We start from the raw sequence: 24,511 nt of genomic DNA, 5'->3' as shown, positions 1-24,511 counted from the left end.
GGGCAATACGCTGGTGATCATCGAGCACAATCTGGACGTGATCAAAACCGCGGACTGGATCGTGGATTTGGGTCCGGAAGGTGGTGCGGGCGGCGGCCAGATCATCGCAAGCGGTTCGCCGGAAGAAGTATCGAAGAACGCGGCTTCTGTCACCGGCAAGTACCTTGGTCCGTTGTTGAAAAAATGACGCACTGATGCTGTCCGCGACGTGTGCGCGGCTCAGCCAGTATTACAATGAAAGGCGCGCTTTTAAGTGCGCCTTTCTCTTTTTCAGGGGTCGCCATGCGTCGCCTGTTACTACTGGTTCTCGTGTTCGCGTTGCGCACCGCACACGCCGACACGATTTACTACTCTTCCCCGCCCGCCCTGGAGGATGGCCGCTCGGATTTTGGCCTGACCTTGCTGCAACTGGCACTGGCCAGGGCCGGCAGCACGCATCGCGCGGAATTGTCGCCGGTCTTTCGCCAGCAGAATCGCGCGATCGCGGAGCTGGTTGGTAATACCGGCACGATCCAGGTGCTGGGCACCATGACTTCCATTGAGCGCGAAGAGCAGCTGCTGCCAGTGCGCATACCGATTTCAAAAGGGCTGATCGGATGGCGCATCCTGCTGGTGAATGACCACCAGCGCGACGCGCTGCGCGATGTGCGCGATCTCGCCGGTTTGCGCCATGTGCACATGGCGGTGGGCGAGCATTGGCCGGACCTGGACATCATGCGCAGCAATGGCCTGGCGCCGGACCCGGTGGCCAGTTATGGCAGGTTGTTCAGCATGCTGAAGGCGCACCGGATTGATGCGGTGCCGCGCTCGGTCATGGAGATTTGGTCCGAGCTGAAGGAGTTCCCGGAATTGGCTGCGGAGCCTTATCTGCTGCTGCGCTATCCGGCGGCCGATTACTTTTTCGTCAGCCGCGCCAATCCGGAGCTGGCAGAAGAAATCCGGCGCGGCCTGGAGATTGCGCAAGCGGATGGCTCGTTCGACCGCCTGCTGCTGGCTTATTACGGCAAGCTGCTGACGGGCGCGAATCTGGCGCAGCGGCGCGTGATCGAGTTATCCAATCCTACCCTGCCACCACTCACGCCCATCGCACGCAAGGAGCTGTGGCTGACGCTTGATGATTTGCGCAAGCGTTGATACGGCGGATCGATGATCCGCCCTACCCACCGGTTTCAGGGCTGCGCCCCGGCGTAGAGCGGGTCATTGACCCGCCATGCACATCATGCGGCCTGGCGCGCGGAGACGAGCCATTGTTCGAGCTGGTCGAAACGGTCGTAACCCCAGAACGGTTCGCCCTCCGCCAGCACATACGGCACGCCAAACACGCCGCGCTGCAGCGCCAGCGCATTCGCCTGCTTGAACTGTTCCTTGATGGACGATTCGCCAAGGCCCGCGGCGAAGGCCACGCGGTCAACGCCCAGCCCCGCGGCAATGCCTTGCAAAACCGCGGCATCGGCGATATCGACGCCATCGCCGTAATAAGCCTGGAAGCAGGTGCGCGCGAAAGCCTGGGCGATCGCCTCGCCGTAAGCCGCGCGCAGCCACAGCATCGCGCGGCCGGGCGCCAGCAGCTGCTGCGGGAAGGCCTTCGACAAGCGCAGCGGAATGCCTTCCGCCAGCGCGGTGCGGTGCATATCGCGCAGCACATACTCCCACTTCATCGGCACCATGGGCGACGGCAGCACGCCGGTGCTGTGAGTCAGTACGGTCAGCATCACGGGATGCCAGCGCACCATGCAGCCATGATTGAGGGCCAGCCTTTCAATGCGGCGCGCCGCAAAGTAGGAATAGCCGGAAGCGAAATCAAAATAGAAATCGAGCACCATGGCGCGGCCTCAGAAGTTGAAGTCGTCGTTGCTGCTGGGCAGATTGCGCAGCAGGTCGATCAGGTTCGTGCGGTAGATGTAGTAGATGCCGACCGGCACCAGGAGCAGCAGGAATCGCATTTCAGCCTCCCATTTCGCACAGTCGTGCGAAACATGTTTGAAAAAAGTGCCGCCAGACTTCGGCGGCAACCCCAAGAGATCAGACCTCGTTGAAACTTTTGTACGTCGAAATCAGGCGATTGAAGGCGCGCTGCATATGGCGCGGCGCATTTGCATCACGCAGGAAGCGCACATCGTGTACCAAGCCCACGATCAGGCTATAAATTTCGTATACCAGCTGCTCCGGATCGGTGTCTGGCCGCAATTGACCCACTTCCATCGCCTGCAGGATGGTCTTCCGCATCGAGGCGCGCCAGCGTATCGCCCCTTCGGCCAACCGGTCGCGCACTACCCCCTGCTGGTCGTCGAACTCAAACGCGCCCGCTGTATAAAGGCAGGCATTGCGCAGCGCCTCGTCGCTGGCGCGCTTAATCCAGTTTGCCACCTGGGCTTGCAGACGCGGCAAGCCACGCGGCAGCTGCAAGGTTGGCATGAAGACTTCCTCTGCAAAGCGGCGGTCGTATTCGTCCAGCACCGCGATCTGCAAGGCTTCCAGCGAACCGACACGGGAGAACACACCGCTCTTGCTGATACCGGTGCGCTTGGCGATCTCGCCCAGCGACAGCTTGCCGATACCCTCGACAGCCGCCATCTCGCAACCGGCGTCGATGATAGTGGCGTAAGTCGCCTCGCTTTTTGCTGTCAGTGCATCCATGGAGCGAACTTTAGCACACGTGTGCGAAATCTAAACAGATTTTTTGTACATGGCGACACATGGCGTACACACGGGCTACCTACACTGGCATCACTTTCAACCGACCCACTGGAGTCCATCATGCAAATCGAAAAAGTTCTGTACACCGGCAAAACCCGTACCTCTGGCGGCCGTGAAGGCACCGCGCGCAGTGACGATGGCCGTCTGGACATTCTGCTGTCGCCACCAGGCAGCAATGGTCCTGGTACCAATCCGGAACAACTGCTGGCTGCCGGCTGGTCCGCCTGCTTCATCGGCGCGATGCGCAAAGCCGGCGCTGCGCTGAAAGTGGTGCTGCCTGCCGATCTGTATGTCGACGCTGAAATCGACCTGGGCATGACCGGCGAAGCCTATTTCCTGGGCGCCCGCCTGAACATCAGCCTGCCGGGCCTGGCGCCGGAAGTGGCCCAGCAGATCGTCGAGATGGCACATAACACCTGCCCGTACTCGAAAGCACTGAAGGCTGGCATCAACATCGAACTCAAGCTGATTTAAGTTCGACGTCCTCCGGCCTGCGGCAGCGTTCACAGTCGCAGGCCTTCCGCTCGCGCGCGCGGCGCGCTGCCGCCAGGTCGATCACATTCGACGGCGGACGCGGGCGGCCGGTGCCGGCTGCCCACATTTTCAGGAATCGTTGGTACTGTTTTTCATTCAAAGGCATAAGGAATCTCCAAGATGCCAGGGCCTGGAAAACAAAAACCCCAGCAAGTTTCCTCACCGGGGCTCTGTCGGATGAACGGCCGGCTCGGAGGTGACATTCCCCCGAGCACACGCACGGGGGGCTATCGAATTCGCTTCTGATAAGCCGTACGTGGCATGGCCGTCCTTTCTCTAAATTCGGGTTGAACAAAATTCAATGAGCGTCGATTCTGCTCCTCGACGCAACTAAATGTCAAGTAGTTGAATAAAAAATCTTTTTATCTTCCGCGCCTGCTTTTGAACGAGGCGAAATCGCTTTTGCAGGCGGCGGATTATTCCTTCGCGTAGAGCACGTCGATGCGCTTGATGATCTTGCTGCTCAAGTCGATCGGGAATTGGTAGCCCTGTTCCGGCCCATCGCCGTTCACCAGGGCTGCGTCGAGATAAGCGTTCAGCTTCGCGTGGTTGCCCATCCAGCCACCGAAGTAGGCGTTGGTGTGCAGCAGCAGCAGGAAAGCTTGCTCGAATTTCTCTCCGTCCGGCGTACCTTTGGCGTCGAGCGCCGCAAGGGACTGGTAGTTCGCATCGAACGCTTTGCACGATTTCGTAAGATCGTTTAGCTGCGCGACGTCGTTCGTCAAATCGGAGCTCAGGCCGAGCAGAAAGGCCCTGACCACGTGCTGCTCGTGCCGATGTTCACTCATGCTGTGGAACCAGATGCTGATGCTGACAGCGAAAACGATGATCGCAATCGCCAATAAGACCTCGCGCAGCCTGTGCAGCAGCGGATGTTTCTTCGACTGCGCTAGTTGAATTGACCTGCTGACCTTCTTCCCGTGCCCCGCAACTTCGAGTTCTGCCTTTATTCTTCCGTATCGCCTTTCAGTTTCCGGGCAAATGTAATTGGGCCACCTACGATCGACCACAATGAGCAGTACCCAAGCACCCGAAGGGATCATGATACTGGCGCAAGTGCTTTGAAAAATGCACCCTTTGTCACCGCTCGCAGGAGCGATGCATGGGGGTCTTCAAACAGCCCCGGTCTAATTCGGTCTAAACGGGTCAGAAGGAATCTAATCGAGTCTAAAAATTGAGAGGCCAAGTCTAAAAAGGTCGCTGAAATGCAATCGAAAGTCTAAGTCAGTCTATTTTTAAGGAGCGAAAGTCTAAAACGAACTAGGTGCTGTTCCCTTTGTCCAATCTTTAGACTCTTTTCGAAAGGACTGGATCATGGACTACGTCGCGACGCGCCCCGTACATCTACCGGCAAGCAATCTGTTGGAACTGGAATTTCATTTGATGGAGACGCAACCGGGCACCAAACTTGAAGAATTCATCGCTGAATTGCTCAAACGCTGGCTCAAGGTTGACTTAGAGAGAACCGCCCTGCATAAGAATGGAGCGCCCGTGCGTGGCTTYCAATGGAAGAATATCTTTCTGCCAGACGGAACCAATCTTCGAACAAGCTACCGTCAGACTGTGGAATTTGCGCAGGTGGTTGGAGAGCACATCTTGTCCGAAGACGGCAGGTCTCTGACACCATCTCTTCTCGCCAACAGGCATACCGCGGGACGTAATGCGTGGCGCTTTATTTGGCTCCGCTTTCCTGGCGAAGAACACTGGATTCGCGCAATTGATTGTAGAGCGCGCTAAAACAGTCTATACGTTGGAATGCAGAACGAATTTATAGTCCGCTTTAGACTTTCGCATCCGGAAAAGCGACCAAATTAGACTTTCGGCCGATATTTTTAGACCTTTTGAGATTCTTAGCCCCGAGTTCTAGACTCGTTTAGATTGATTTCGCCGAATCTAGAGCGAATTAGACTGGTTGGCACAGCAGACATACCGCACCCCAGGGCGAAAAAAAAAGCGCGCCTCAATGGGCGCGCTTTGGCTGGGCTGACTGGGCTTAGCCGTTCAGGCGCTGCTCCAGTTTTGCCATGTTGTCCTTCAGTTCTTGCGGCAGGTGGTAGGCCAGTTTGTCGAACAATTCTGCGTGCAGTTTCAGTTCGGCGCGCCAGGCGTCCTTGTCGATGGAGGTGATGGTTTCGAACTCTTCCGGAGTGAACGGCAGGCCGTCCCACTGGATGTCGCCGTAGCGCGGGGTGGTGCCGAAGACGTTTTCGACGCCGCCGCCGTTGCCTTCAACGCGTTCCAGCATCCACTTCAGTACGCGCATATTGTCGCCGAAGCCTGGCCAGACGAAGTGACCGTTCTCGTCGGTGCGGAACCAGTTGACGCAGAAGATCGACGGCAGCTTGGCGCCTTTCGATTCCAGACGCTTGCCAATGTCCAGCCAGTGCTGGAAGTAGTCGGCCATGTTGTAGCCGATGAATGGCAGCATGGCGAACGGATCGCGGCGCACCACGCCCTGCTGGCCGGCGGCCGCAGCGGTGGTTTCGGAGCCCATGGTTGCAGCCATGTAGACGCCTTCGGTCCAGTTGCGCGCTTCGGTCACCAGTGGCACGGTGGTCGAGCGGCGGCCGCCGAAGATGAAGGCGGATATCGGCACGCCAGCCGGATCGTTCCATGCAGGATCAATCACCGGATTCTGGGTGGCAGCCACGGTGAAGCGTGCGTTCGGGTGCGATGCCTTGGTGCCGGACGCCGGGGTCCAGTCCTTGCCCTGCCAGTCGATCAGGTGCGCAGGCGCTTCCTTGGTCAGACCTTCCCACCATACATCGCCATCGTCGGTCAGCGCAACGTTGGTGAAGATGGTGTTCTCGTTCAGGCAGGACATGCAGTTCGAGTTGGTCTTGGTGTTGGTGCCAGGCGCCACGCCGAAGTAGCCGGCTTCCGGATTGATCGCGTACAGGCGGCCATCCTTGCCCGGCTTGATCCAGGCGATGTCGTCGCCGATGGTGGTGACTTTCCAGCCGTTGAAGGTCGCTGGTGGGATCAGCATCGCGAAGTTGGTCTTGCCGCAGGCGGACGGGAAGGCCGCTGCGACGTAGTGCTTCTTGCCTTCCGGCGATTCCACGCCCAGGATCAGCATGTGTTCTGCCAGCCAGCCGTCGCCGCCGTTCTGTGCATCCTGACGGCCCATGTTGGAAGCGATACGCAGCGCGAAGCACTTCTTGCCCAGCAGTGCGTTGCCGCCGTAGCCGGAACCATAGGACCAGATTTCGCGGGTCTCTGGGAAGTGAACGATGTACTTGGTCGGGTTGCATGGCCATGGCACATCCTTCTGGCCGGCAGCCAGTGGGGCGCCAACGGTGTGGATCGCCGGCACGAAGTCGCCATCGGTACCCAGCACGTCGTACACAGCCTTGCCCATGCGGGTCATGATGCGCATGTTGACGGCAACGTACGGGGAGTCGGACAGTTCCACGCCGATGTGGGCGATCGGCGAACCCAGCGGGCCCATCGAGAACGGCACCACATACATCGTGCGGCCAGCCATGCAGCYATCGAACAGGCCGTTCAGGGTGGTGCGCATTTCAGTCGGGTCGATCCAGTTGTTGGTCGGGCCGGCTTCTTCGGCCGTTTTGGAGCAGATGAAGGTGCGGTCTTCGACGCGAGCAACGTCGGTTGGATCGGAGCAAGCCAGGTAGGAGTTCGGACGCTTTTCCTGGTTCAGTTTTTTCATGGTGCCGGCGGCAACCATTTCGGCGCACAGGCGGTCATACTCTTCCTGCGAACCATCGCACCAGTAGATGCGAGCGGGTTTGGTCAGGGCAGCAACCTCGGCCACCCAATTGATCAGCTTTTGCTGTTTAATATAAGCTGGTGCGTTCACTGCTGCAACGCCTCCCATAACGGGCTGATTCATAGTACCTCCAATGCCAATAAAGAATTCTGGTCTTGTCCCGGCACGGCAGGATCGTCGTCAGCGAAAAGCTTTGCGCTCGGAAAGGCATACAACATTGTGATGCTTCGGCGATATACGGCGGTTCTGTCGATGCGCCCGATTTCTCAAGGGCGGGTGAGTCCGGCATGCTGCGTGGAAGCCCCGTTGAGCTTCCTGAATTGGGCCGATTGTACACCTCTGACCTCGCGTTTCCGACAGAAATGTAGGAGAAATGCCTGAGCAATGTAGTAGGCTATTCGAGATATTCGCAAACCCGTTATTTCCCTACCAATTTCATCACAAAATCTGCTAACTGCCATGAAAATCGCCATTCTCGATGATTACCAAGATGCCGTAAGGGAACTCGATTGCTTCCGTTTGTTGGATGGATTGGACGTTAAAGTCTTCAACAATACGGTCAAGGGCCAAGGCCAGCTGGTGGCCCGCCTGACGCCTTTCGATGCTTTGATTCTGATCCGCGAACGCACCACATTCAATCGTGCGCTGCTGTCCAAGCTGCCAAATCTCAAAGTCATTTCACAAACCGGAAAAGTGAGTGGCCACATTGATATGGAAGCCTGCAAAGAGCTCGGCATTACGGTGCTGGAAGGCGTCGGTTCGCCCACCGCTCCCGCTGAGCTGACCTGGGCGCTGATCATGGCGGCGCAGCGCAAGATCGTGCCCTATGCGTCGCGCCTGAAGGAAGGCCAATGGCAGACTGTATCGCTGAGCCAGCCCTACAACACGCTGGGCACCGTGCTGAAAGGCCGCACCATGGGCATCTGGAGCTACGGAAAAATCGGCAAGCTGATCGCGGGCTATGCGAAAGCGTTTGGCATGGATGTGATGGTGTGGGGCGGCGAGGCCAGCCGCGCAGCAGCGGTGAAGGATGGCTTCCGCGCGGTGCCGTCGCGTGAGGTTTTCTTTGAGGAGTCGGACGTAGTGAGTCTTCACATCCGTCTGGCAGATACCACGCGTGGCATTGTTACCGCGGAAGATCTGGCGCGCATGAAGCCAGACGCGCTGTTCGTGAATACGAGCCGTGCCGAGCTGGTGGTGGAAGGCGCGCTGGAAGATGCGCTGCGGCAGGGACGTCCAGGTTTTGCGGCGGTCGATGTGTTTGAAACAGAACCGCTGCCGGAAAATTCACCGCTGCTGCGCATGCCGAATGTGCTGGCGACGCCCCACCTCGGCTATGTGGAAAAGGACAGCTATGAGCTGTACTTCACCCACGCTTTCCAGAATCTGGTGGACTACATCCGGGCGAATTAAGTTTCGGGAACGCCGGTCAGGTTGGGGTGGCGTGCGGGCATGGCGTGCACCTTGCTCCACAAGCCCTGCCAACCCGGCGGCCATTGAATGGTCGGGCCTTCATACGGCGGCAGCGATGCGCGCACGGGGATTACTGGCACGGCCGGCATGTCGGTCAGCGGCGCGCCTGCGGGACGTTCCATGTTCAGGCTGTACATATAGCCCGGCAGCAGCGCGTCGCACACCTCGGCGAACCATGCGGTGTGGTCTTCATCTTTGCCCAACGCCTGCGCCAATCCCTGTGGATCGAATTTCGCTAGCGCGTGGATCAGTTCTTCGGTCGACGCGCCCGGCTGATCGCCCCAGCCCATCACCGGATTGACGTTGTAATCGGCGCCCGAACCGTACCAGCCTTCGCGCCAGGAACGCTGCATCCAGTCGCGCGGACCGGTGAACAGATGCCAGCGCCAATGCAGGCCGGACGGCTTGGGCCAGGAATACAAATAAAGTTTTTGATAGCCTGCTTTGTGCAGCTCGCGCACCACGGCCATCAGGCGCGCGTGCGGCATGCGATCCGGTGGGGCGCGGCGGAACAGGATCGCTTCGCCGTCCGCGAATTGCACTTCGTCGGTAGAAAGATTCAAGTCGAGCGTACGCGACTCGCTGCCGAAGCGAGCGGAAATCCATCCCGTTAGCAGGTTGACAGCCGTGATGACGCCATAGCCGCGGTAGCGGTGGAAAATCACGGTTCCGGGTGCGAGCGCTTTCATGGTCGGGTGCCAGGCAAAGAAGGCAGTGTACTCAACGATTGGGCGGAATGAAAGGTAAATTCGGCTAGAATTCAGCCCGTTCACCTCACCATTCTATTTCATCATGACTCTGCGCATCATCGCCACTGGCGGCACCTTTGACAAGCACTACAACGAACTGAATGGCAAGCTCGAATTTGCCGACAGCCACCTGCCCGCCGCCATCGCCCGCGCCCGCATCACCACGCCTTGCGCACTGGAAGTCGTGTCCCTGCTCGACTCGCTGGATATGGTCGATGCCGACCGCGAGCGGGTGCTCGCCGCGTGCAAAAACGCCACCGAAAAAGCCATCGTCATCATCCATGGCACCGACACGATGAAGGAAACCGCGGCCGTTCTCGGCCCGGCTGTCACGGACAAAACCATCGTCTTCACCGGCGCCATGATTCCCTACGAAATCGACAACTCCGACGCCTTCTTCAACATGGGCTTCGCCTGCGGCGTCGCGCAAACTCTGCCGCCTGGCGTGTATGTCGCCATGAACGGCCAGATCTTCGCCTGGGACAATGTGCAGAAGAACAAGGCCGCCGGCGTGTTCCAGCCGCTCTAATCGATTGCAGCCAGGGAGCGGCTGAAGGTCGCTGCGTCCTGGTAGCCGATGACGCGCTTGGCTTCTTTGCCTTGCGCGAACAGGATGATCGCTGGTGGGCCGAAGAGGCCGAAGCGCTTCAGCAAGGCTTTGTCTTGCGGCGTGTTGGCGGTGACGTCAGCTTGCAGCAGGACGGCGCGCGACATCTTGTCGTGCACGGCGCGGTCGGGGAAGGTCAGCTTTTCCATTTCCTTGCAGGACACGCACCAGTCGGCGTAGAAGTCGAGCATGACCGGCTTGCTTCCCGCCGACGCCAGCGCAGCATCCAATTCAGCCACCGTTTTGATGCGCTGGAATCGGGTGTCGTGCTTTTCGGAAGCCAGCAACGGCGATGCAAACCAAGCGGCCATGGCGAGCAGCAGCACCCCGAAGACGCTTTTCACACGCGTCATCCATGCACCGGCTTTCGGCAGCAGGCTGCCCGCCGATACGCCCACCAGCAGCAGCGGCACGCTCATGCCTGCCGCCATTGAAAACAGTGCAGCACCGCCGATGATGACGTTGCGCGTCTGGCTGATGTAAACCAGCGCTCCGGCCAGCGGTGCGGCGACGCAGGGGCCGACAATCAGCGCGGAGATGGCGCCCATCACGAATACGCCCGCCAGCCTGCCGCCGCTTTGCCGGCTGGACGCGCTGGTCAACCGGCTTTGCAGTACGGATGGCACCTGCAGTTCATAGACACCGAACATGGACAGCGACAGCGCAACCATCAGCAGCGCAAACACCCCCAGTACCCACGGCTTCTGAAGGCTCGCGGCAAGGCCTTCGCCTGCCAGTCCCGCGGCTACGCCCAGCGCCGTGTACACCAAGGCCATGCCGAGCGAGTAGGCGCCGGACAGCGCCAGCCCGCGCTTGCGATCTATCTTCCCCGATTGGCCCATGATGATAGACGACAGGATTGGCACCATCGGCAGCACGCAGGGTGTGAACGCCAGGCCAAGACCGAGCAGCAGAAATAGCGGGACGATCGCGATCAGCCTGCCGCCAGCGAGCGCCGCGCCAATGCCGGTCACATCATCGCCTGCGGCTGGCGTCGCGGGCGAGACAGAAGCGGCGGCAGGCGTGGTGGCGGGGGCGGCGCCGGCGGGATCGAGCTGCAGCGTGGTTTCCATCGGCGAGTAGCACAAGCCTGCGTCGGCGCATCCCTGGCTGTTCGCAGTCAGCGTAAACGGGCCGGACGCGGTGACCGGCACGGTGATCGCCACGGCGTGCCGATAAGTCTCCACTTGCTTGCCGAACGTCTGGTCGAATTTCACCTTACCGGCAGGGAGAACGGCTGCACCAAGCTGGGCGCCGCGTGCCGAAAAGGCGAAGCGTTCACGGTACATGTAGTAGCCTTCGGCGATGTCGAAGCGCACCTCGGCATGCGCGCTATCGACCATGCGCGCCGAGACGCGAAACGCTGCCTCCGGCTCAAGGAAATCATCAGCAGCCAGCGCCGTGCGGCCGAAGCACAGAAGCGCCAGCAGCAGGACCAAAAACAGCGGTAGGCGGCGCATCACTGCATCCTCAGGGTTTGCACGGCCGACGGCAGATCCTTGTCATCCGGACCCAGCACGCGCGCCACGCGGCCTTTAGCATCGATCAACACCACGCTCGGGATATCGCGCACGCCAAAGGCTTTGAAGATCTCGCCGGATTTATCCAGCGTCAGCGGCATGCCGGGCTTCTTGCTCTTGCCATAACCCGCGACTTCCTTCTCGCTGGCCCAGATCGGTGCGGCTACACCCAGCCACTCCACACCGGGCGCTTTCGCCAGTTTCGTGGATTGTTCGCGGACCCGTGCGCAGGCCTGCGCCACGGCAGGCCTGCTGTCACGCAGATAGGATTCGCACCAGGGCGAGAAGAACACCAGCGCACGCGGCTTGCCAGGCTTGAGCGCGTAGGCCTTGCCGTCGATGGTTGTTGCGGACAAGGCGCTTACTGCATCGCCCAGCTTCAGCGACGCCTGGCTTGCTACGGCAGGCGCCAGCGGCAACGCAGAAGGCGCGCTGTCGTCATTCGCCACTTTGGCCAGCGCATCTTCCAGCGCCTTGTCGTGCAGGTGGCCAATGTGCACGATGCGGCCATCGCGTCCGATCACCACATGCTGCGGCGTCACGCGCAAATTCAGCTGGCCGGCGAGGCTGCCGTCATCGATCACGATCGGCATGTGGATGCCGAACTTCTCGCGGTAGGCGCGCACGTCCGGCTCCTTGTCGCTGAAGCCCGCGTTCACAGCCACCACGGCGATCTTTCCCTTGTACTGTTGATAGGCTTTTTCGAAGGCCGGCATCTGCTCGCGACAAGGCACGCACCAGGTAGCCCAGAATTTGAGATAGACCGGCTGCTTGCCGTAATACCTGGCCAGTTCGATGCGTTCGCCATCGATGGTGGTCAGCGTGGCAGCGGGGCCGGGCTGGCCGATCAGGCGCTGTCCAGCTGAACGGGCGCGGTCATTGCCGCTGCCGGAAACGTCGGCGGCGAAGGCTGGCAGTGCCGCGGCCAGCAGCAGAGAAACGATGAGTGCTTTCATGGTCATCCTCAGGAATTTGATGATTTCATGGTACTTTTGTGGCGGTTCAATAAAAAGACGCAAGATCGATCCAAATCTATGTACCATCTTCCCATCGCCATCGACCGCAAGGCCGCCGTTTCGTTGACGGAGCAGATCAGCACTGGCGTACGTAACGCCATTCGCGATGGACGCCTCGCCCCCGGCGCGCGCCTGCCGTCATGGCAGGATCTGGCCACACAGCTGGGCGTTGCACGCGGCACGGTGCGGCTGGCGTATGAAGTGCTGCGCGACGAGCAGCTGATTTCCACGGCTGGCGCGGCGGGCAGCCATGTGGCGGCGCAACCCGTTCTGCCAATGCAGGCGCAGCGCGGGGCCGATATGCGCGGCGTCCACGCCGGCGCTGATTCCGGCGTAATCCCGCGGCGCGGCGCTGCCGCTCGGCCTGGCATCTTCCAGGTCGCGGTGCCGGCGCAGGATGCCTTCCCCTACAAGACCTGGTCGCGCATCATGGCGCGTTCCGCACGCCGCGCGGCGGCGTCGCCGCTCACCTATCCTGACCGCTGCGGCGAGGCCGAGCTGCGCGCGGAGATCGCGGCTTACCTGTGCATCGCGCGCGGCATGGATTGCGCACCGGAGCAGGTGTTCATCACCAATGGCCACGCAGGCGCGTTGTCGTTTGCATTGCAAGTGCTGTCGCTGCATGGCGAACGCGCCTGGATTGAGAACCCTTGCTATCCGGTTTCACGCGACGGACTGGCACTGGCCGGTATGCAGGCAGTGCCCGTGCCGGTTGATCAGGACGGCGTGCAGGTCGACGTGGGGATGGAACTGGCCGGCGATGCATCACTGGCAATCGTGTCGCCGGGCCAGCAGGCACCGCTGGGCGTCACGCTGGCCCTGCCGCGGCGTTTGGCGCTGCTGGACTGGGCGGCGCAAGCGGGCGCCTGGATTATCGAGGACGATTACATGGGCGAGCTGCAGCTGCAGGCCCGCGCTGCACCGGCCCTGGCGGCGCTCGACCGCGCGGGAAGGGTGCTGCACATCGGGACCTTCAGCAAGACGCTCAGCCCCGCTCTGCGCGTGGGCTTTCTGGTCGTCCCGCAGTCGCTGGTGGGTCGCTTCGTGGAAACTGCGGCCACCTTGTATCCGGCGCCATCGCCCACGGTGCAGCTGGCGGTGGCGGAGTTCCTGCGCAGTGGACTGTATCTGCGCCATTTGCGGCATATGAAGCGTTTATACGGCGAGCGCAGGATGGCAATAGCGCGGGCGCTGGACCAACTGGGCGCGCGCAATGTGCCGGCCGGATTGTCGGTGCTGCTGGAAGTGTCCAGGGATGGCGACGCGCTGGTGGCCGCGCGTGCGGCGGGCTTCACGCCATCGGCGCTGTCGGGATGGTTCGCGGCGCCCGATCAGGCGCCGCAGGGCTTGCTGCTGGGGGCGACGAATGTGCCGGCGGAGCGAGCTTACGAATACTGTTCGCGGCTGCTCCGGACGGCGGATCGATGATCCGCCCTACGAACTGCTATCGCGGCGCAGTGCCGCGATCCATTACGCGGTCGCTTCGCCGCCGAGGGCTTCCACCACGTCCTTCATCAGCTTGGACAGTTCGCCTGTCATCAGCATGAAGTCGCCGTCGAAACGCTCTTCGTCGTTGCGGGTGGAGGTTTCGTTTTCCTTGATGACGTCCAGCGGCTTCACGCCCTTGATGGCCAGGGCTTCGGTCAGCACGAAGCTGATCTTGCTGTCCCAGGTCATGGCCAGGCGGGTGCACTGCTTGCCGGCGGCGATGTGGCGGCGGACTTCTTCCGGCTCCAGGGTGTGGCGCACATAGCGCACGGCGGCCTTGCTTTCGCCGGTGGCGCGCAATTCGGTGTCCATGTCGACGGTGAAGCCGGCCGGCGCTTCGTCTTCCTGCAGCCAGGCAGTCATCACTGCGACCGGGGAGCGCTGCACGCGCAGCGATTCCAGCGGCATGCGGTCGACGGCCTTCAGCAGGTGCTTGATCACGTCATCGGCCTTGGCCGGGCTGGCAGCATCGACCACCAGCCAGCCGTTGACCGGGTCGATCCAGGTCCACACATTGCTGCGGATGGTGAATGCGCGCGGCAGCAGCTCGTCGTGCACGCGCTCTTTGAGTTCCTTCATGGCTTTCTTGCCAGGAGCGAAACCTTGTTGTTCTTCCAACTCAGCGGCACGGGCCTTGGCCACCTGGTTCACCACAGTGGACGGCAGCAGCTTTTTCTCGGTGCCGAGCACGATCAGCATTTGCTTGTTGACCACGTGGACCAGGCCGCCGTTCGGACGCGGCTTGTCCCAGCCCTGGCGCATCAGCTCATTGCTGTTGGCGGGCGTGAAGGAATGCGGCTGCAGAGCTTCTTCGAGTTGTTCGGGAGTAAACGCCCACGGCGCGGGCAGACGGTAGATCTGGAGATTCTTGAACCACATAACTGGTGCTTGCCTTACTGAGCATTTAAAAGGAACGACATTTTACATGGCTCATTTCGGACAGGTCACGATTAATGTTTGTCCGGGTGATCTTCCGGGCGGCGGGTTGGGGCCGGACTTCAGCACGCAGTAGCTGGTAAAGAGCGTACGCACCCTGGTGATCACGTCGCCATTTGGCAACACGCGCTCCGTCATGCCGAATCCGCGGTCGACACCGGCGGCGGCGATCTTTGTAGCGAGCTCGGGCTCTTTCGTCACCGCCGGGAAGTGACGCTCCCTGCGCAAGTCACGGTCGATGGCCGCGACGGCGCGGCGGGATTTGGCGAGCAGGGTGTCCGGGCCGCCGTGCGGCTTGGCGAAAGGGTCGTCGACCGGAAGCGTGAGGGGCAGCGATGCCGCGGAGGGCGGCGCTGCGGAAGGGTCGGCAGCGGCAGCGGCGGCGGCAGGCGGCGCGGGTGCGGGTGCAGGTGCGGGTGCGGGTGCGGGTGCGGATAGCGGCTGCGACTCGACCGCGGCGGCCGGCGGGGCAAACGGCGTCGAAGGTCGCGCGGTTGATGGCGGCGGCTCTATAGGGACGGTCGGCCGAACAGGGGGCGCGGATACATGCGCGGATGAGGGCGGCGGCGCGATCGGGGCGGCTGCATGTGTCGGCGTGGACAGCAGCGTCCGCCGGTCCGGGAGCGGCGGGTGCGCTGCGAGCCGGGGGTGGATGGGCGCTGGCGGCGCCGGCAGCAGGAATACCAGCTCGCCTTCGCGCTGGACGCGCTCTGCGGCCGGGCGCGGCAATGGGCGTTGCAGGGCCATTAAAGCGGCGAGATGCAGCAGCGCGAGCGCGGGCAGCAGGGCGCGGCGCTGGAGGGACAGCGTTCGATCCATCGGCAAATTCCAGTTCGCAGCCGGCGGCACAATTCCCCGGCTCGCGCCGGCATTATGCGGTCGCTTGCAGGCTGAAATACTCTCGGATTCTCACAGACTGGCGAAAAGATCGCCCTGCCTGGGCGGTGGCGCGGCGCCCAGCTCATCCAACGGCGACAGCGCCGACACGCGCACGCCGAGCAGACGCAGTTTCAGGTCCAGCGGCACACGGCGCAGACACTCGCCCGCCGCACGGCGGATGGCGGCGGCATCGGCGGTCGGCAGCGGCAAGGTCACGTCGCGCGTGACTGTGCGGAAGTCGCTGTAGCGCAGCTTGATGCCGATGGTGCGGCCCGCATAACGCTTGCGCGCCAGGTCCTCAGCCAGCTTTGTGCACAAGCGGGTGAAGATTTCGGACAGCTCGCCGCGGTCCTGCCGCGCGTGCAGATCGCGCTCGAACGTCGTTTCGCGGCTGATGCCCTTGGGCTCGGAGCGCGTCGCCACTTCGCGTTCGTCGTGGCCGTGGGAGATGCGCTGCAACCATTCCGCGTAATTCAGGCCGAAATGTTCCTGCAGCAGGCGGGCATCAGCCGCCGCCACCTGACCCACGGTTTCAATGCCCAACGCGGACAGCTTGGCGGCCGCCTTGGGGCCGATGCCGTTSACCTTGCGCRCCGGCAGCGGCCAGATGCGGGCCGGCACATCGTCGTGGGAAATGATGGTCAGCCCGTTCGGCTTTTCCAGGTCGGAGCAGATCTTGGCCAGCAGCTTGTTGGGCGCGATGCCGATCGAGCAGGTCAGGCCGGTGGCTTCCTTCACCGCAGCCTTCAGGCGCTGGCCCAGCTCGCGCGTGTCCTCGCGCAGATCGCTGAGGTCAATGTAGATCTCGTCGATGCCGCGGTCCTCGATCTGCGGCGCGATGGACGCCACCGCCGCCTTGAACAGGCGTGAATATTTGCGATAGGACTCGAAGTCGGTCGGCAGCAGGATGGCATCCGGCGCCAGGGCAGCGGCTTTCATCGTGCCCATCGCCGAAAACACGCCGAGGGCGCGCGCTTCATAGGTGGATGTGGTCACTACGCCACGTCCTACATAGTCGCGCAATCGGGAAAACTGCTTCGTGCCATCATCTAACTGCCGAGGCTGATGGCGCGAACCGCCGCCAATCACGACCGGCTGGCCGCGTAATTCCGGATAGCGCAACAGCTCCACCGACGCGTAAAACGCATCCATGTCGAGGTGGGCGATACGGCGCGGCCTGCTCATGCGGGAGGATGAATGGCTGTTGAAATACTGTAATTATATCCAGTATTCAACAGAGAGCCAGCCTCTCGTGAAAAAGCATACGATGAGTGCTCCCCCCGGAGGATAGCGATGACACTTTCAAACCTGAAAATTGGCGCCCGGCTGGCCCTTGGTTTTGCAGTGACGATCCTGATCATGCTGCTGATGTCCTTCACCGGCATCGGGCGCATCCAGCAGATTTCAGATTTGACCGGCAAGCTGGTCAGCGACCGCTACCAGAAGGTGGTGTTGACCAATGAGATGCGCAGCCATTCCAACCGCTCCGCGCAATCGCTGCGCAACGCAATGCTGGAACCGGATGCCGGCAAGTCGGCCGCATTCCTCGCCAGCATGGCCGAGTCGGACCGCAGCGGCGCCGAAGCCGCCAATAAGCTGGAGCAGATCATCCGCAGCGCCGAGGCCAAGCGCCTGTTTGCGGAAGAGACTCAGGCCTTCCTCGACTACAAGGCCAAGCGCGACGAAGTGCTGAAACGCTTCCAGGGCGGCGACCGCGACGGCGCCATCCAGTACATGTTCAGCGATATGGTCCCGGCGCAGAACGCGTATTTTGGCAAGCTCGATGCGATTCTCGCCTTCCAGGGCAAACTGATGAATGAAGACGGCGCCAAGGCGGAAGACACGGCGCAGGAGGCCACCTGGCTGATGGTCGGCCAGCTGGTGGTGGCGACACTGCTGTCGATTCTCGCCGGCTGGCTGATTACGCGCTCCGTCACTACGCCCATCAACCAGGCGGTGGATCTGGCGGAAACGGTGGCCCAGGGCGATCTCACCAGCCGCATCGAGGTCGAGCGCAAGGATGAAACGGGACGGCTGCTGAACGCGCTGAAGGAAATGGTGGCGGCGCTGACCCGCACGGTCGGCTCGGTGCGCAACAGCACCGATACCATCACCACCGGCACGGCGGAAATCGCCGCGGGCAACCTGGACCTGTCGCGCCGCACCGAGCAGCAGGCCGCGGCGCTGGAAGAAACTGCGTCCTCCATGGAAGAGCTGACCTCCACCGTGCGCCAGAACGCCGACCATGCGCGGCAGGCGAATCAGCTGGTGGTGTCCGCCGCCGATCACGCCAGCCAGGGCGGACAAGTGGTGAGCGAAGTGGTGCAAACCATGGGCGCCATCAAGGATAGCTCGGCGCGCATTGTGGACATCATCGGCGTCATTGACGGTATCGCTTTCCAGACCAACATCCTGGCCCTCAACGCCGCCGTGGAAGCGGCGCGCGCGGGCGAGCAGGGGCGCGGCTTTGCGGTGGTGGCGGGCGAGGTACGCACGCTGGCGCACCGATCGGCGCAGGCAGCGCGCGAGATCAAGGCGCTGATCGACGATTCGGTGGCGAAAGTGGATGCGGGCGGCAAGCTGGTGGACCAGGCTGGCGCGGCTATGCAGCGTATCGTCGACTCGGTGCAGCAGGTGGCAGGCATCATGAGCGAAATCGCCAACGCGGGCAATGAACAGACGGCCGGCATCGAGCAAATCAACACTGCCGTGGCCGAGATGGACTCGGTCACCCAGCAGAATGCCGCGCTGGTTGAGGAAGCCGCCGCCGCGGCACGCAGCATGCAGGAGCAGGCCGTGCAGCTGCAGCAGGCGGTTGCGGTCTTCAAGATCGACGTCAGCCAGGCCCTGCCACGTTCGCCGGTTCCGCCGCCCCCGGCAGCCGTGCCAGTACGCGCGGCACTGCCATCGTCCGCGGCAGCGCAGAAACAGCTGGCACACAAAGCCCGGCCGACGCCTACGCGGCGCCCCACCGCCAGCGCCGCCACGACGGATGCGAATGAATGGGAGGAATTCTAAGAATGCTGACGATTGCCCGGCGCCGCCCGAGCTTTGAACCACTGCGCCGTGGCTTCATCCGCCGGGAAGAAAGCTTCCAGCCGTAGCTCGTGCACCGTCACATCATGCGGCGTGCCGAGAGTGGTGATGGTGGTGAACAGATTCAGCTCCGTGCCATCCTTGCGCACCGTGAAGGGCAGGAAGGGCAGCGCGCGGCGCTCCAGGTTCGGCGCAGCGGCGGCAGCGCGCACGCCGGGCATGGCCAGCAAGTCTTCCAGCAGGCGCGTGGCTTCGCTGCCGGGACCATCGCCCATCGCTTCGCGCTGAATCCATTGCAGCAGATCGGTGGCAACGTCTTCCCAGTTTGCTAAATAGGGACGTACCCCATTTGGGTCCAGCGTCAGCTTTACCACGTTCACGCTGGGTAGAGGCGTGTTGTCCGGCAGGCCGAGAATCCAGGACATCATGGCCGCAGCAGGGCCGTTGTGCATTTGCAGATTCCACAGGCGGTCCACCACCAGCGCGGGATACGGCGCCTGCTGCTGCAGCATGAAGTCCAGCGCCTGGCGCACCGCCGCCATCTCGGGATCGGACAGGCTGCGCTCCTGGTAAGCCGGTGCGAAGCCCGCCGCCAGCAGCATCACATTGCGCTGGCGCAGCGGGATATCGAGCGTCATGCCCAGCTTGAGAATCAGCTCGCGGCTTGGCTGCGATCGTCCGCTTTCGAGGAAGCTGATATGGCGCTGCGAAACGCCGCTTTCAGTGGAGAGGCGCAGCTGGCTGTAACCGCGCTTGGTACGCCAATACTTCATGGCCTGTGCGTAGTCGCTGAAATACTGTTCGGTCATTTTCTCCCCAGGATGAATTCAATCAAGTCGCCGTTCACGCGCTGCATATGGGTGAGGAACATACCATGTGCCGCGCCCTCGTACACGCGCAGGCGTGCGTTGGGCAGCAGGTCCATGCTGGGCTTCGCCGTCAGTTCGAACGGCGCGCTCACATCCTGTGTGCCGGCGATCAGCAGCGTGGGGATGCCGATACGGCGCATTTCGTCGCGCATGTCCGCATGCTGTACCACGCGGTTGCATTCATACAGGGCTTGCGCGGAAGTTTGCAGCGCCAGGCCGCGCAGCCAGTCCTTCAGGCCTTGTGTGACGCCGGGGACGAAGGGATCGATGTTCTCGTCTATCCACAACGGGAAATCTTTCGACAGCTGCTCGCGGCGGAAGTGTTCGAACATGTCGCCGGCAGCGCGGAAGTCCGGCGTCATGGTGCCCAGCAGAGCGGCGGCTTCGATGCGCCCGTCGCCGTGGCGGGTGAGGTAGCGCACCACCTCATTGCAGCCCATCGAGTGCGCCACCAGCGTGGCTTCGTGCAGGTCCAGCGCTTCCAGCACGGCGGCCAGATCATCGGCCAGCGTGTCGAGCTGATAGCCGCGGCCCGGATCGCTGGAACGGCCATGGCCGCGGCGGTCGAAGGCAATCACGCGCAGGCCCTGTTCCAGCAGCGCCAGCATCTGGTAGTTCCACTGGTCCGATGGCAGCGACCAGCCGCCCACGAAGACGACCGGCTTGCCATCGCCCCAGTCGCGGTAGAACAGGTTCACGCCATCGGCGGTGCGAATGAAGTTGGGCTCCACGATATGGGCGCCTGAAGCTTTGTAGGCGGTCATGGCGGACTCCCCTTACTGCGCGAAGTAGTCGATGAAGCCGGTCACGCTACTCAGGCGGCCGTCCGCATGCACCGTGGCGACGTCGGTGCCTTTGGCAATCGGCTCGGCGCCGGGCGTGGCCAGGTTCCACGAGAAGCGGATCACGTCGTTGTGTTCATCCGGCGTGCCATGCAGGGCGAAACGGTGGCCGGGGAAGTGTTCCTGGGCGTCGGCGATCATGGCGTCCAGGCCTTCGTGGCCGGCGCTTTTCATCAGCGGATCTTTGTACTCGGCTTCCAGCGTGAAGAGTTCCGCCACTCTGGCGCGGCGCGCGGCGGCGTCGCGTTCATTCCAGACGGCCAGGTATTGCTGGGCGATTGCGCGGGCTTTGCTCATTTCCGATCTCCTTGAGAAGTGATGAAGTGACTTCATTCTCGGGAAATCAGCACGGCACGGCGATTACGTGCCAGGTAATCAAAGCACCTCGTTCCTCCGGTTCACGCACAGCAGCACCAGCACGCCGCCCGCAAGCAGGCTGGCAGCCAGCACCATCATGCCCTGCGTCGTGCTGTGCGTGGCGTCCTTGATGGCGCCCACCATGTAGGGACTGAGGAAGCCTGCCAGGTTACCGACCGAATTGACGATGGCAATGCCCGCCGCCGCTGCGGTGCCGCCCAGCATGGAGGTGGGCAGGCTCCAGAACACCGGGAAGGTGCTCAGGATGCCCGCCGTGGCCAGGCTCAGTGCCATCATCGAGGTCAACGGATCGCTGGTGTGACTGGTGATGGCCAGGCCCGCAGCGCCAGCGAAAGCGGCAATCGCGGCATGCCAGCGGCGCTCGCCGGTACGGTCGGAATGGCGGGCGGACGCGATCATCACCACCGCCGCGATGCCGTAAGGGATGGCGGTCAGCAGGCCGACGCTCAGCACATCTTGCACGCCGCTGTTGCGGATCAATTGCGGCAGCCAGAAGCTCACGCCGTAAAGGCCCATCACGAAGAGGAAGTAAATCAGGGCCAGCATCCACACGCGGCTGCTGCCGAAGACGTGGCGCAGCGTCCATTGCGTACGCGGTGATTCGTTATCGGCGGCCAGCTCCTGCTTCAGCATGGCCTTCTGTTCATCGTCCAGCCACATGGCATCGTCGATGCTGTCATCCAGATACCACAAGGCCCAGACGCCGACCACGATGGACGGTAAGCCCTCCAGCAGGAACAGCCACTGCCAGCCTTTCAGGCCTGACACGCCCGCCAGCCCGCTCATGATCGCACCTGACATCGGCCCGCCCAGCACACCCGCCACCGCAATCGCGCTCATGAAGATGGCGACGATCCGCGCGCGGCGCCGCGCCGGATACCAGTAGGTCAGGTACAGAATTACGCCGGGGAAGAAGCCGGCTTCCGCCGCACCGAGCAGGAAGCGCAGTACATAGAAGCTATGCGTGCTGGTGGTGAACATCATCGCCGCCGACACCACGCCCCAGCTGGCCATGATGCGTGCGATCCAGCGCCGCGCGCCGACCCGCGTCATCAGCAGATTGGCCGGTACCTCGAACAGGAAGTAGCCGATGAAGAAGATGCCGGCGCCGAGGCCGTACACCGTCTCCGACAGCCCGAGGTCAGCCTGCATCTGCAGCTTGGCAAAGCCGACGTTGACGCGGTCCAGGTAGGCCACCACGTAGCAAAGGAATAGGAAGGGCACGAGGCGGCGGCCCACGCGTCCGTAGAGCGTTTCGATTGGGTTCATTGGCATTTGCTTTTTATTCCCATGACTCTAGAATCATTGCACAAAATATCACAGGAGTTCAAAGTGACCCGACAATTGATCGCAGTCCTTGCTCTACTCTCGCTCAGCGCGGCCGCTGCCGAGCCGCCCACGCCGCCCGTCGCCACCAAGGGCCAGTACCTGACCATGCGCCATGGCGAGGAAGTCACCGACGAGTACCGCTGGCTGCAGGACAAGCAGGACCCCGCCGTGCTGGCCCAGCTGAACGCCGAAAACGCTTACACCGCGGCCATGACGGCCGATATCAAGCCATTGGCGGACAAGCTGTTCACGGAGTTCAAAGCGCGCACCCAGCCCACCGACCTCTCGGTGCCGACGCGGCGCGGTCATTACTACTATTACACGCGCATCGAAGCAGGCAAGCAATATCCGCTGAATGTACGGCGCCGTGCGGCGCCGGACCTGTCCTACGACGACAAGGCGCCGGAAGAACTGCTGCTGGATCRGAACGCGCTGGCGGAAGGCCACGCCTTCTTCATGCTGGAAGCGACCGCCGTCAGTCCGGACGAAACGCTGCTGGCGTATATGACCGACACCACGGGCTTTCGCCAGTACGATCTGCACATCAAGGACCTGAAGACCGGCCAACTGCTCGGCGCCAGCATGCCGCGCGCGCGTTCCATGGCCTGGGCTGCCGATAACAGAAATTTGTTCGTGGTGCAGGAGGACGCCACCACCAAGCGCGCAGACCGCCTGTTCCGGCTGAACGTGGATGGCAAGTCCCAGCAGCTGTTCAACGAAACGGTGGAGCAGTTCAGCCTCGAAGTGCGTCCCAGCCGCGACCACAAGGTGATCTTCCTCGACCACCAGGCCACAGACACCACCGAAGTGCGCATGCTGCCAGCCACCGAAGCGACCGGCACCTTCCGCACCGTGCTGGGACGCGAAAAGGGCCACCGTTATTACGTCGAGCACCGCAACGGCCTGCTCTACATCCTGACCAACAAGGATGCGAAGAACTTCCGCGTGGTGACAGCAACCCTGGCCAACCCGAAGAAGTGGACTACGCTGGTGGCGCATAACAACGACGTGCTGGTGGAGATGATCGAGCCTTATGCGAACTTCCTCGTGGTGAGCGAAAAGTCGAAGGCGCTGAACCTCACGCGTATCTACGACTTCAGCACGAAGAAATGGCAGACGGTGAAATTCGACGATCCGGTGTACTGGTCCAGCGGCGAGCGCAGGCCGGGCTTCGACGGCACGCCGGAATACACTTCTACCGGCTATATGCTCTCCTACGAATCGCCGATCACACCGCCGCGCGTGCTGGAAGTGAATATGAAGACGGGCGAACTCAAAGTGCTGAAGCAAAAGGAAATCGCGGGCGGATTCGATTTCAGCCAGTATGAAACCAGGCGCCTGTGGGCTACCGCGCGCGACGGCGTGAAGGTGCCGATATGGGTGGCCTACAAGAAGGGCGTGAAACTGGATGGCACAGCGCCGCTGCTGCTGTATGGCTACGGCGCTTACGGTGCACCATCCGAAGCGCGCTTCAACCTGCCGCGGCTAAGCCTGCTGGAACGCGGCGTGATTTACGCCACGGCCCAAATCCGTGGCGGCAACGAGATGGGCGAGTCCTGGCATGACGATGGCATGCTGATGAAGAAGAAAAACACCTTCACCGATTTTATCGATTGCGCCGAATACCTGATCCGGGAAAAGTGGACCAGCACGCCGCGCCTCGCCATCGAGGGGCGCAGTGCGGGCGGACTGTTAATGGGCGCGGTGGTGAATATGCGGCCGGATCTGTTCCATGCGGTGCATACAGGCGTGCCCTTCGTCGACATGATGAATACCATGATGGACCCGACCTTGCCCCTGACCACGGGCGAATATCTGGAATGGGGCGATCCGAACCAGAAGCCGGCTTACGACTATATGCGCAGCTATAGTCCTTATGACAACATCACCTATGCCAATTTCCCGGCCATGCTGGTGACCACGGCGCTGAACGACAGCCAGGTGATGTACTGGGAACCGGCCAAGTACGTGGCCAAGCTGCGTGCCTTCAAACTGGACAGCAATCCGCTATTGCTGAAGGTGAATATGGGCGCCGGCCACGGCGGCGCTTCGGGCCGCTACAACGCGCTGGAAGAGCGTGCTTTTGAAACGGCGTGGATCTTGTCGGAACTTGGCGTTTCGCAATAACCACAAATTATTTTCGAAAAACGCTTGCACGATCCCGAAAAGCCACAGTAGAATACGGCCTCTTCCGAACGTTGTGACAAACGTTCGACAGTGAAGGCAGGGGCGTTTAGCTCAGTTGGTAGAGCGGATCCCTTACAAGGATTAGGTCGGGAGTTCGACCCTCTCAACGCCCACCAGTCACACTGAGAAGAAATGGAGTGGTAGTTCAGTTGGTTAGAATACCGGCCTGTCACGCCGGGGGTCGCGGGTTCGAGCCCCGTCCRYTCCGCCAMCATTCAGAGAGAAGCCCGGCTAGTCC

At 61.8% G+C, this 24,511-nt stretch carries 24 protein-coding genes and 2 tRNA genes; 11 read left to right on the top strand and 15 right to left on the bottom strand.

Annotated elements, in window-relative coordinates; genetic code table 11:
* A partial coding sequence (locus AB4Z11_RS01595; RefSeq protein WP_442022255.1) for a hypothetical protein occupies positions 1–187 on the top strand: 187 nt, incomplete at its 5' end.
* 95 nt (positions 188–282) lie between these two features.
* Positions 283–1,134: a substrate-binding periplasmic protein gene (locus AB4Z11_RS01590; protein WP_442022253.1), complete on the top strand. Its 852-nt coding sequence runs from the start codon at positions 283–285 to the stop codon at positions 1,132–1,134.
* An 83-nt stretch (positions 1,135–1,217) separates the two neighbouring features.
* Here AB4Z11_RS01590 and AB4Z11_RS01585 read toward each other — a convergent pair whose 3' ends face one another.
* Both AB4Z11_RS01585 and AB4Z11_RS01580 read right to left on the bottom strand, forming a co-directional pair.
* Positions 1,218–1,823 carry a 2-hydroxychromene-2-carboxylate isomerase gene (locus AB4Z11_RS01585; protein ID WP_442022251.1) on the bottom strand — a complete coding sequence of 202 codons (606 nt, stop codon included), beginning with the start codon at positions 1,821–1,823 and terminating at the stop codon, positions 1,218–1,220.
* Between the two features lie 199 nt (positions 1,824–2,022).
* Complete coding sequence (locus AB4Z11_RS01580) at positions 2,023–2,637, bottom strand: TetR/AcrR family transcriptional regulator (protein WP_442022249.1); 615 nt, start codon at positions 2,635–2,637, stop codon at positions 2,023–2,025.
* A 117-nt stretch (positions 2,638–2,754) separates the two neighbouring features.
* Here AB4Z11_RS01580 and AB4Z11_RS01575 point away from each other — a divergent pair, with 117 nt between their 5' ends.
* The gene (locus AB4Z11_RS01575) at positions 2,755–3,171 is read left to right on the top strand and encodes an organic hydroperoxide resistance protein (RefSeq protein WP_442022257.1); all 417 of its coding nucleotides are present in this window, start codon (positions 2,755–2,757) and stop codon (positions 3,169–3,171) included.
* Here AB4Z11_RS01575 and AB4Z11_RS01570 read toward each other — a convergent pair.
* Together AB4Z11_RS01570 and AB4Z11_RS01565 are read right to left on the bottom strand one after the other, a co-directional pair.
* Complete coding sequence (locus tag AB4Z11_RS01570) at positions 3,158–3,337, bottom strand: hypothetical protein (RefSeq protein WP_442022247.1); 180 nt, start codon at positions 3,335–3,337, stop codon at positions 3,158–3,160. The two genes, AB4Z11_RS01575 and AB4Z11_RS01570, sit on opposite strands and share 14 nt — an antisense overlap.
* 310 nt (positions 3,338–3,647) lie before the next feature.
* Positions 3,648–4,274, bottom strand: a complete 627-nt coding sequence (locus AB4Z11_RS01565) for a hypothetical protein (RefSeq protein WP_442022245.1) — start codon at positions 4,272–4,274, stop codon at positions 3,648–3,650.
* A gap of 271 nt (positions 4,275–4,545) precedes the next feature.
* Here AB4Z11_RS01565 and AB4Z11_RS01560 point away from each other — a divergent pair, with 271 nt between their 5' ends.
* The gene (locus tag AB4Z11_RS01560; RefSeq protein WP_442022243.1) at positions 4,546–4,968 is read left to right on the top strand and encodes a hypothetical protein; all 423 of its coding nucleotides are present in this window, start codon (positions 4,546–4,548) and stop codon (positions 4,966–4,968) included.
* A 256-nt stretch (positions 4,969–5,224) separates the two neighbouring features.
* On the opposite strand, the gene AB4Z11_RS01555 is transcribed toward AB4Z11_RS01560, so the two are convergent.
* A complete protein-coding gene (locus AB4Z11_RS01555) occupies positions 5,225–7,087 on the bottom strand; it encodes a phosphoenolpyruvate carboxykinase (GTP) (protein WP_442022241.1) in 1,863 nt (620 codons plus the stop codon).
* 336 nt (positions 7,088–7,423) lie between these two features.
* On the opposite strand from AB4Z11_RS01555, the gene AB4Z11_RS01550 reads away from it, so the two are divergent.
* Positions 7,424–8,377 (top strand): D-2-hydroxyacid dehydrogenase family protein, encoded by a 954-nt coding sequence (locus AB4Z11_RS01550; protein ID WP_442022239.1) that lies wholly within the window; start codon positions 7,424–7,426, stop codon positions 8,375–8,377.
* Here AB4Z11_RS01550 and AB4Z11_RS01545 read toward each other — a convergent pair.
* Positions 8,374–9,126 (bottom strand): L-asparaginase, encoded by a 753-nt coding sequence (locus tag AB4Z11_RS01545; RefSeq protein WP_442022237.1) that lies wholly within the window; start codon positions 9,124–9,126, stop codon positions 8,374–8,376. The genes AB4Z11_RS01550 and AB4Z11_RS01545 overlap by 4 nt on opposite strands.
* Positions 9,127–9,229: 103 nt before the next feature.
* On the opposite strand from AB4Z11_RS01545, the gene AB4Z11_RS01540 reads away from it, so the two are divergent.
* Entirely contained in the window at positions 9,230–9,715 is a 486-nt protein-coding gene (locus tag AB4Z11_RS01540) for an asparaginase domain-containing protein (RefSeq protein ID WP_442022235.1), read from the top strand.
* Here the strand turns inward: AB4Z11_RS01540 and dsbD are convergent.
* Together dsbD and AB4Z11_RS01530 are read right to left on the bottom strand one after the other, a co-directional pair.
* Positions 9,712–11,253, bottom strand: a complete 1,542-nt coding sequence (gene dsbD / locus AB4Z11_RS01535; protein ID WP_442022233.1) for a protein-disulfide reductase DsbD — start codon at positions 11,251–11,253, stop codon at positions 9,712–9,714. The genes AB4Z11_RS01540 and dsbD overlap by 4 nt on opposite strands.
* On the bottom strand, positions 11,253–12,269 hold the full coding sequence (locus AB4Z11_RS01530; RefSeq protein ID WP_442022231.1) for a TlpA family protein disulfide reductase: 1,017 nt from the start codon (positions 12,267–12,269) through the stop codon (positions 11,253–11,255). The genes dsbD and AB4Z11_RS01530 overlap by 1 nt, the downstream gene beginning before the upstream one ends.
* A 78-nt stretch (positions 12,270–12,347) precedes the next feature.
* Between AB4Z11_RS01530 and pdxR the strand changes: the two genes are divergently transcribed.
* Positions 12,348–13,757, top strand: coding sequence for a MocR-like pyridoxine biosynthesis transcription factor PdxR (pdxR, locus tag AB4Z11_RS01525; protein WP_442022229.1), 1,410 nt, complete (start codon positions 12,348–12,350; stop codon positions 13,755–13,757).
* A gap of 42 nt (positions 13,758–13,799) precedes the next feature.
* On the opposite strand, the gene AB4Z11_RS01520 is transcribed toward pdxR, so the two are convergent.
* The 3 genes from AB4Z11_RS01520 to dinB form a co-directional block, all read right to left on the bottom strand.
* Complete coding sequence (locus tag AB4Z11_RS01520) at positions 13,800–14,696, bottom strand: recombination-associated protein RdgC (RefSeq protein ID WP_442022227.1); 897 nt, start codon at positions 14,694–14,696, stop codon at positions 13,800–13,802.
* 51 nt (positions 14,697–14,747) lie between these two features.
* Positions 14,748–15,572, bottom strand: a complete 825-nt coding sequence (locus tag AB4Z11_RS01515; protein WP_442022225.1) for a hypothetical protein — start codon at positions 15,570–15,572, stop codon at positions 14,748–14,750.
* Between the two features lie 90 nt (positions 15,573–15,662).
* On the bottom strand, positions 15,663–16,817 hold the full coding sequence (dinB, locus tag AB4Z11_RS01510; RefSeq protein ID WP_442022223.1) for a DNA polymerase IV: 1,155 nt from the start codon (positions 16,815–16,817) through the stop codon (positions 15,663–15,665).
* Positions 16,818–16,925: 108 nt separating this feature from the next.
* Here dinB and AB4Z11_RS01505 point away from each other — a divergent pair, with 108 nt between their 5' ends.
* Positions 16,926–18,650, top strand: a complete 1,725-nt coding sequence (locus tag AB4Z11_RS01505) for a methyl-accepting chemotaxis protein (RefSeq protein ID WP_442022221.1) — start codon at positions 16,926–16,928, stop codon at positions 18,648–18,650.
* Here AB4Z11_RS01505 and AB4Z11_RS01500 read toward each other — a convergent pair.
* The 4 genes from AB4Z11_RS01500 to AB4Z11_RS01485 form a co-directional block, all read right to left on the bottom strand.
* A complete protein-coding gene (locus tag AB4Z11_RS01500) occupies positions 18,647–19,477 on the bottom strand; it encodes a helix-turn-helix transcriptional regulator (RefSeq protein WP_442022219.1) in 831 nt (276 codons plus the stop codon). The genes AB4Z11_RS01505 and AB4Z11_RS01500 overlap by 4 nt on opposite strands.
* Positions 19,474–20,301 carry an alpha/beta fold hydrolase gene (locus AB4Z11_RS01495; protein ID WP_442022217.1) on the bottom strand — a complete coding sequence of 276 codons (828 nt, stop codon included), beginning with the start codon at positions 20,299–20,301 and terminating at the stop codon, positions 19,474–19,476. The genes AB4Z11_RS01500 and AB4Z11_RS01495 overlap by 4 nt, the downstream gene beginning before the upstream one ends.
* Positions 20,302–20,313: 12 nt before the next feature.
* On the bottom strand, positions 20,314–20,676 hold the full coding sequence (locus AB4Z11_RS01490) for a nuclear transport factor 2 family protein (RefSeq protein ID WP_442022215.1): 363 nt from the start codon (positions 20,674–20,676) through the stop codon (positions 20,314–20,316).
* Positions 20,677–20,754: 78 nt separating this feature from the next.
* On the bottom strand, positions 20,755–22,026 hold the full coding sequence (locus AB4Z11_RS01485; RefSeq protein ID WP_442022213.1) for an MFS transporter: 1,272 nt from the start codon (positions 22,024–22,026) through the stop codon (positions 20,755–20,757).
* A gap of 63 nt (positions 22,027–22,089) precedes the next feature.
* Between AB4Z11_RS01485 and AB4Z11_RS01480 the strand changes: the two genes are divergently transcribed.
* From AB4Z11_RS01480 to AB4Z11_RS01470, 3 genes are all read left to right on the top strand, one after another.
* On the top strand, positions 22,090–24,213 hold the full coding sequence (locus AB4Z11_RS01480; RefSeq protein ID WP_442022211.1) for a S9 family peptidase: 2,124 nt from the start codon (positions 22,090–22,092) through the stop codon (positions 24,211–24,213).
* Positions 24,214–24,313: 100 nt separating this feature from the next.
* Positions 24,314–24,389: transfer RNA gene (locus tag AB4Z11_RS01475), tRNA-Val, on the top strand.
* An 18-nt stretch (positions 24,390–24,407) separates the two neighbouring features.
* A tRNA-Asp gene (locus AB4Z11_RS01470) sits at positions 24,408–24,484 on the top strand.
* The last annotated feature ends 27 nt before the right edge of the window (positions 24,485–24,511 follow it).

Source organism: Pseudoduganella sp. RAF53_2, assembly GCF_052113985.1.
Classification (GTDB): domain Bacteria; phylum Pseudomonadota; class Gammaproteobacteria; order Burkholderiales; family Burkholderiaceae_D; genus Rugamonas.
The sequence above is the reverse complement of the archived record's forward strand: the minus strand, read 5'-3'. Positions and strand labels throughout refer to the sequence as shown.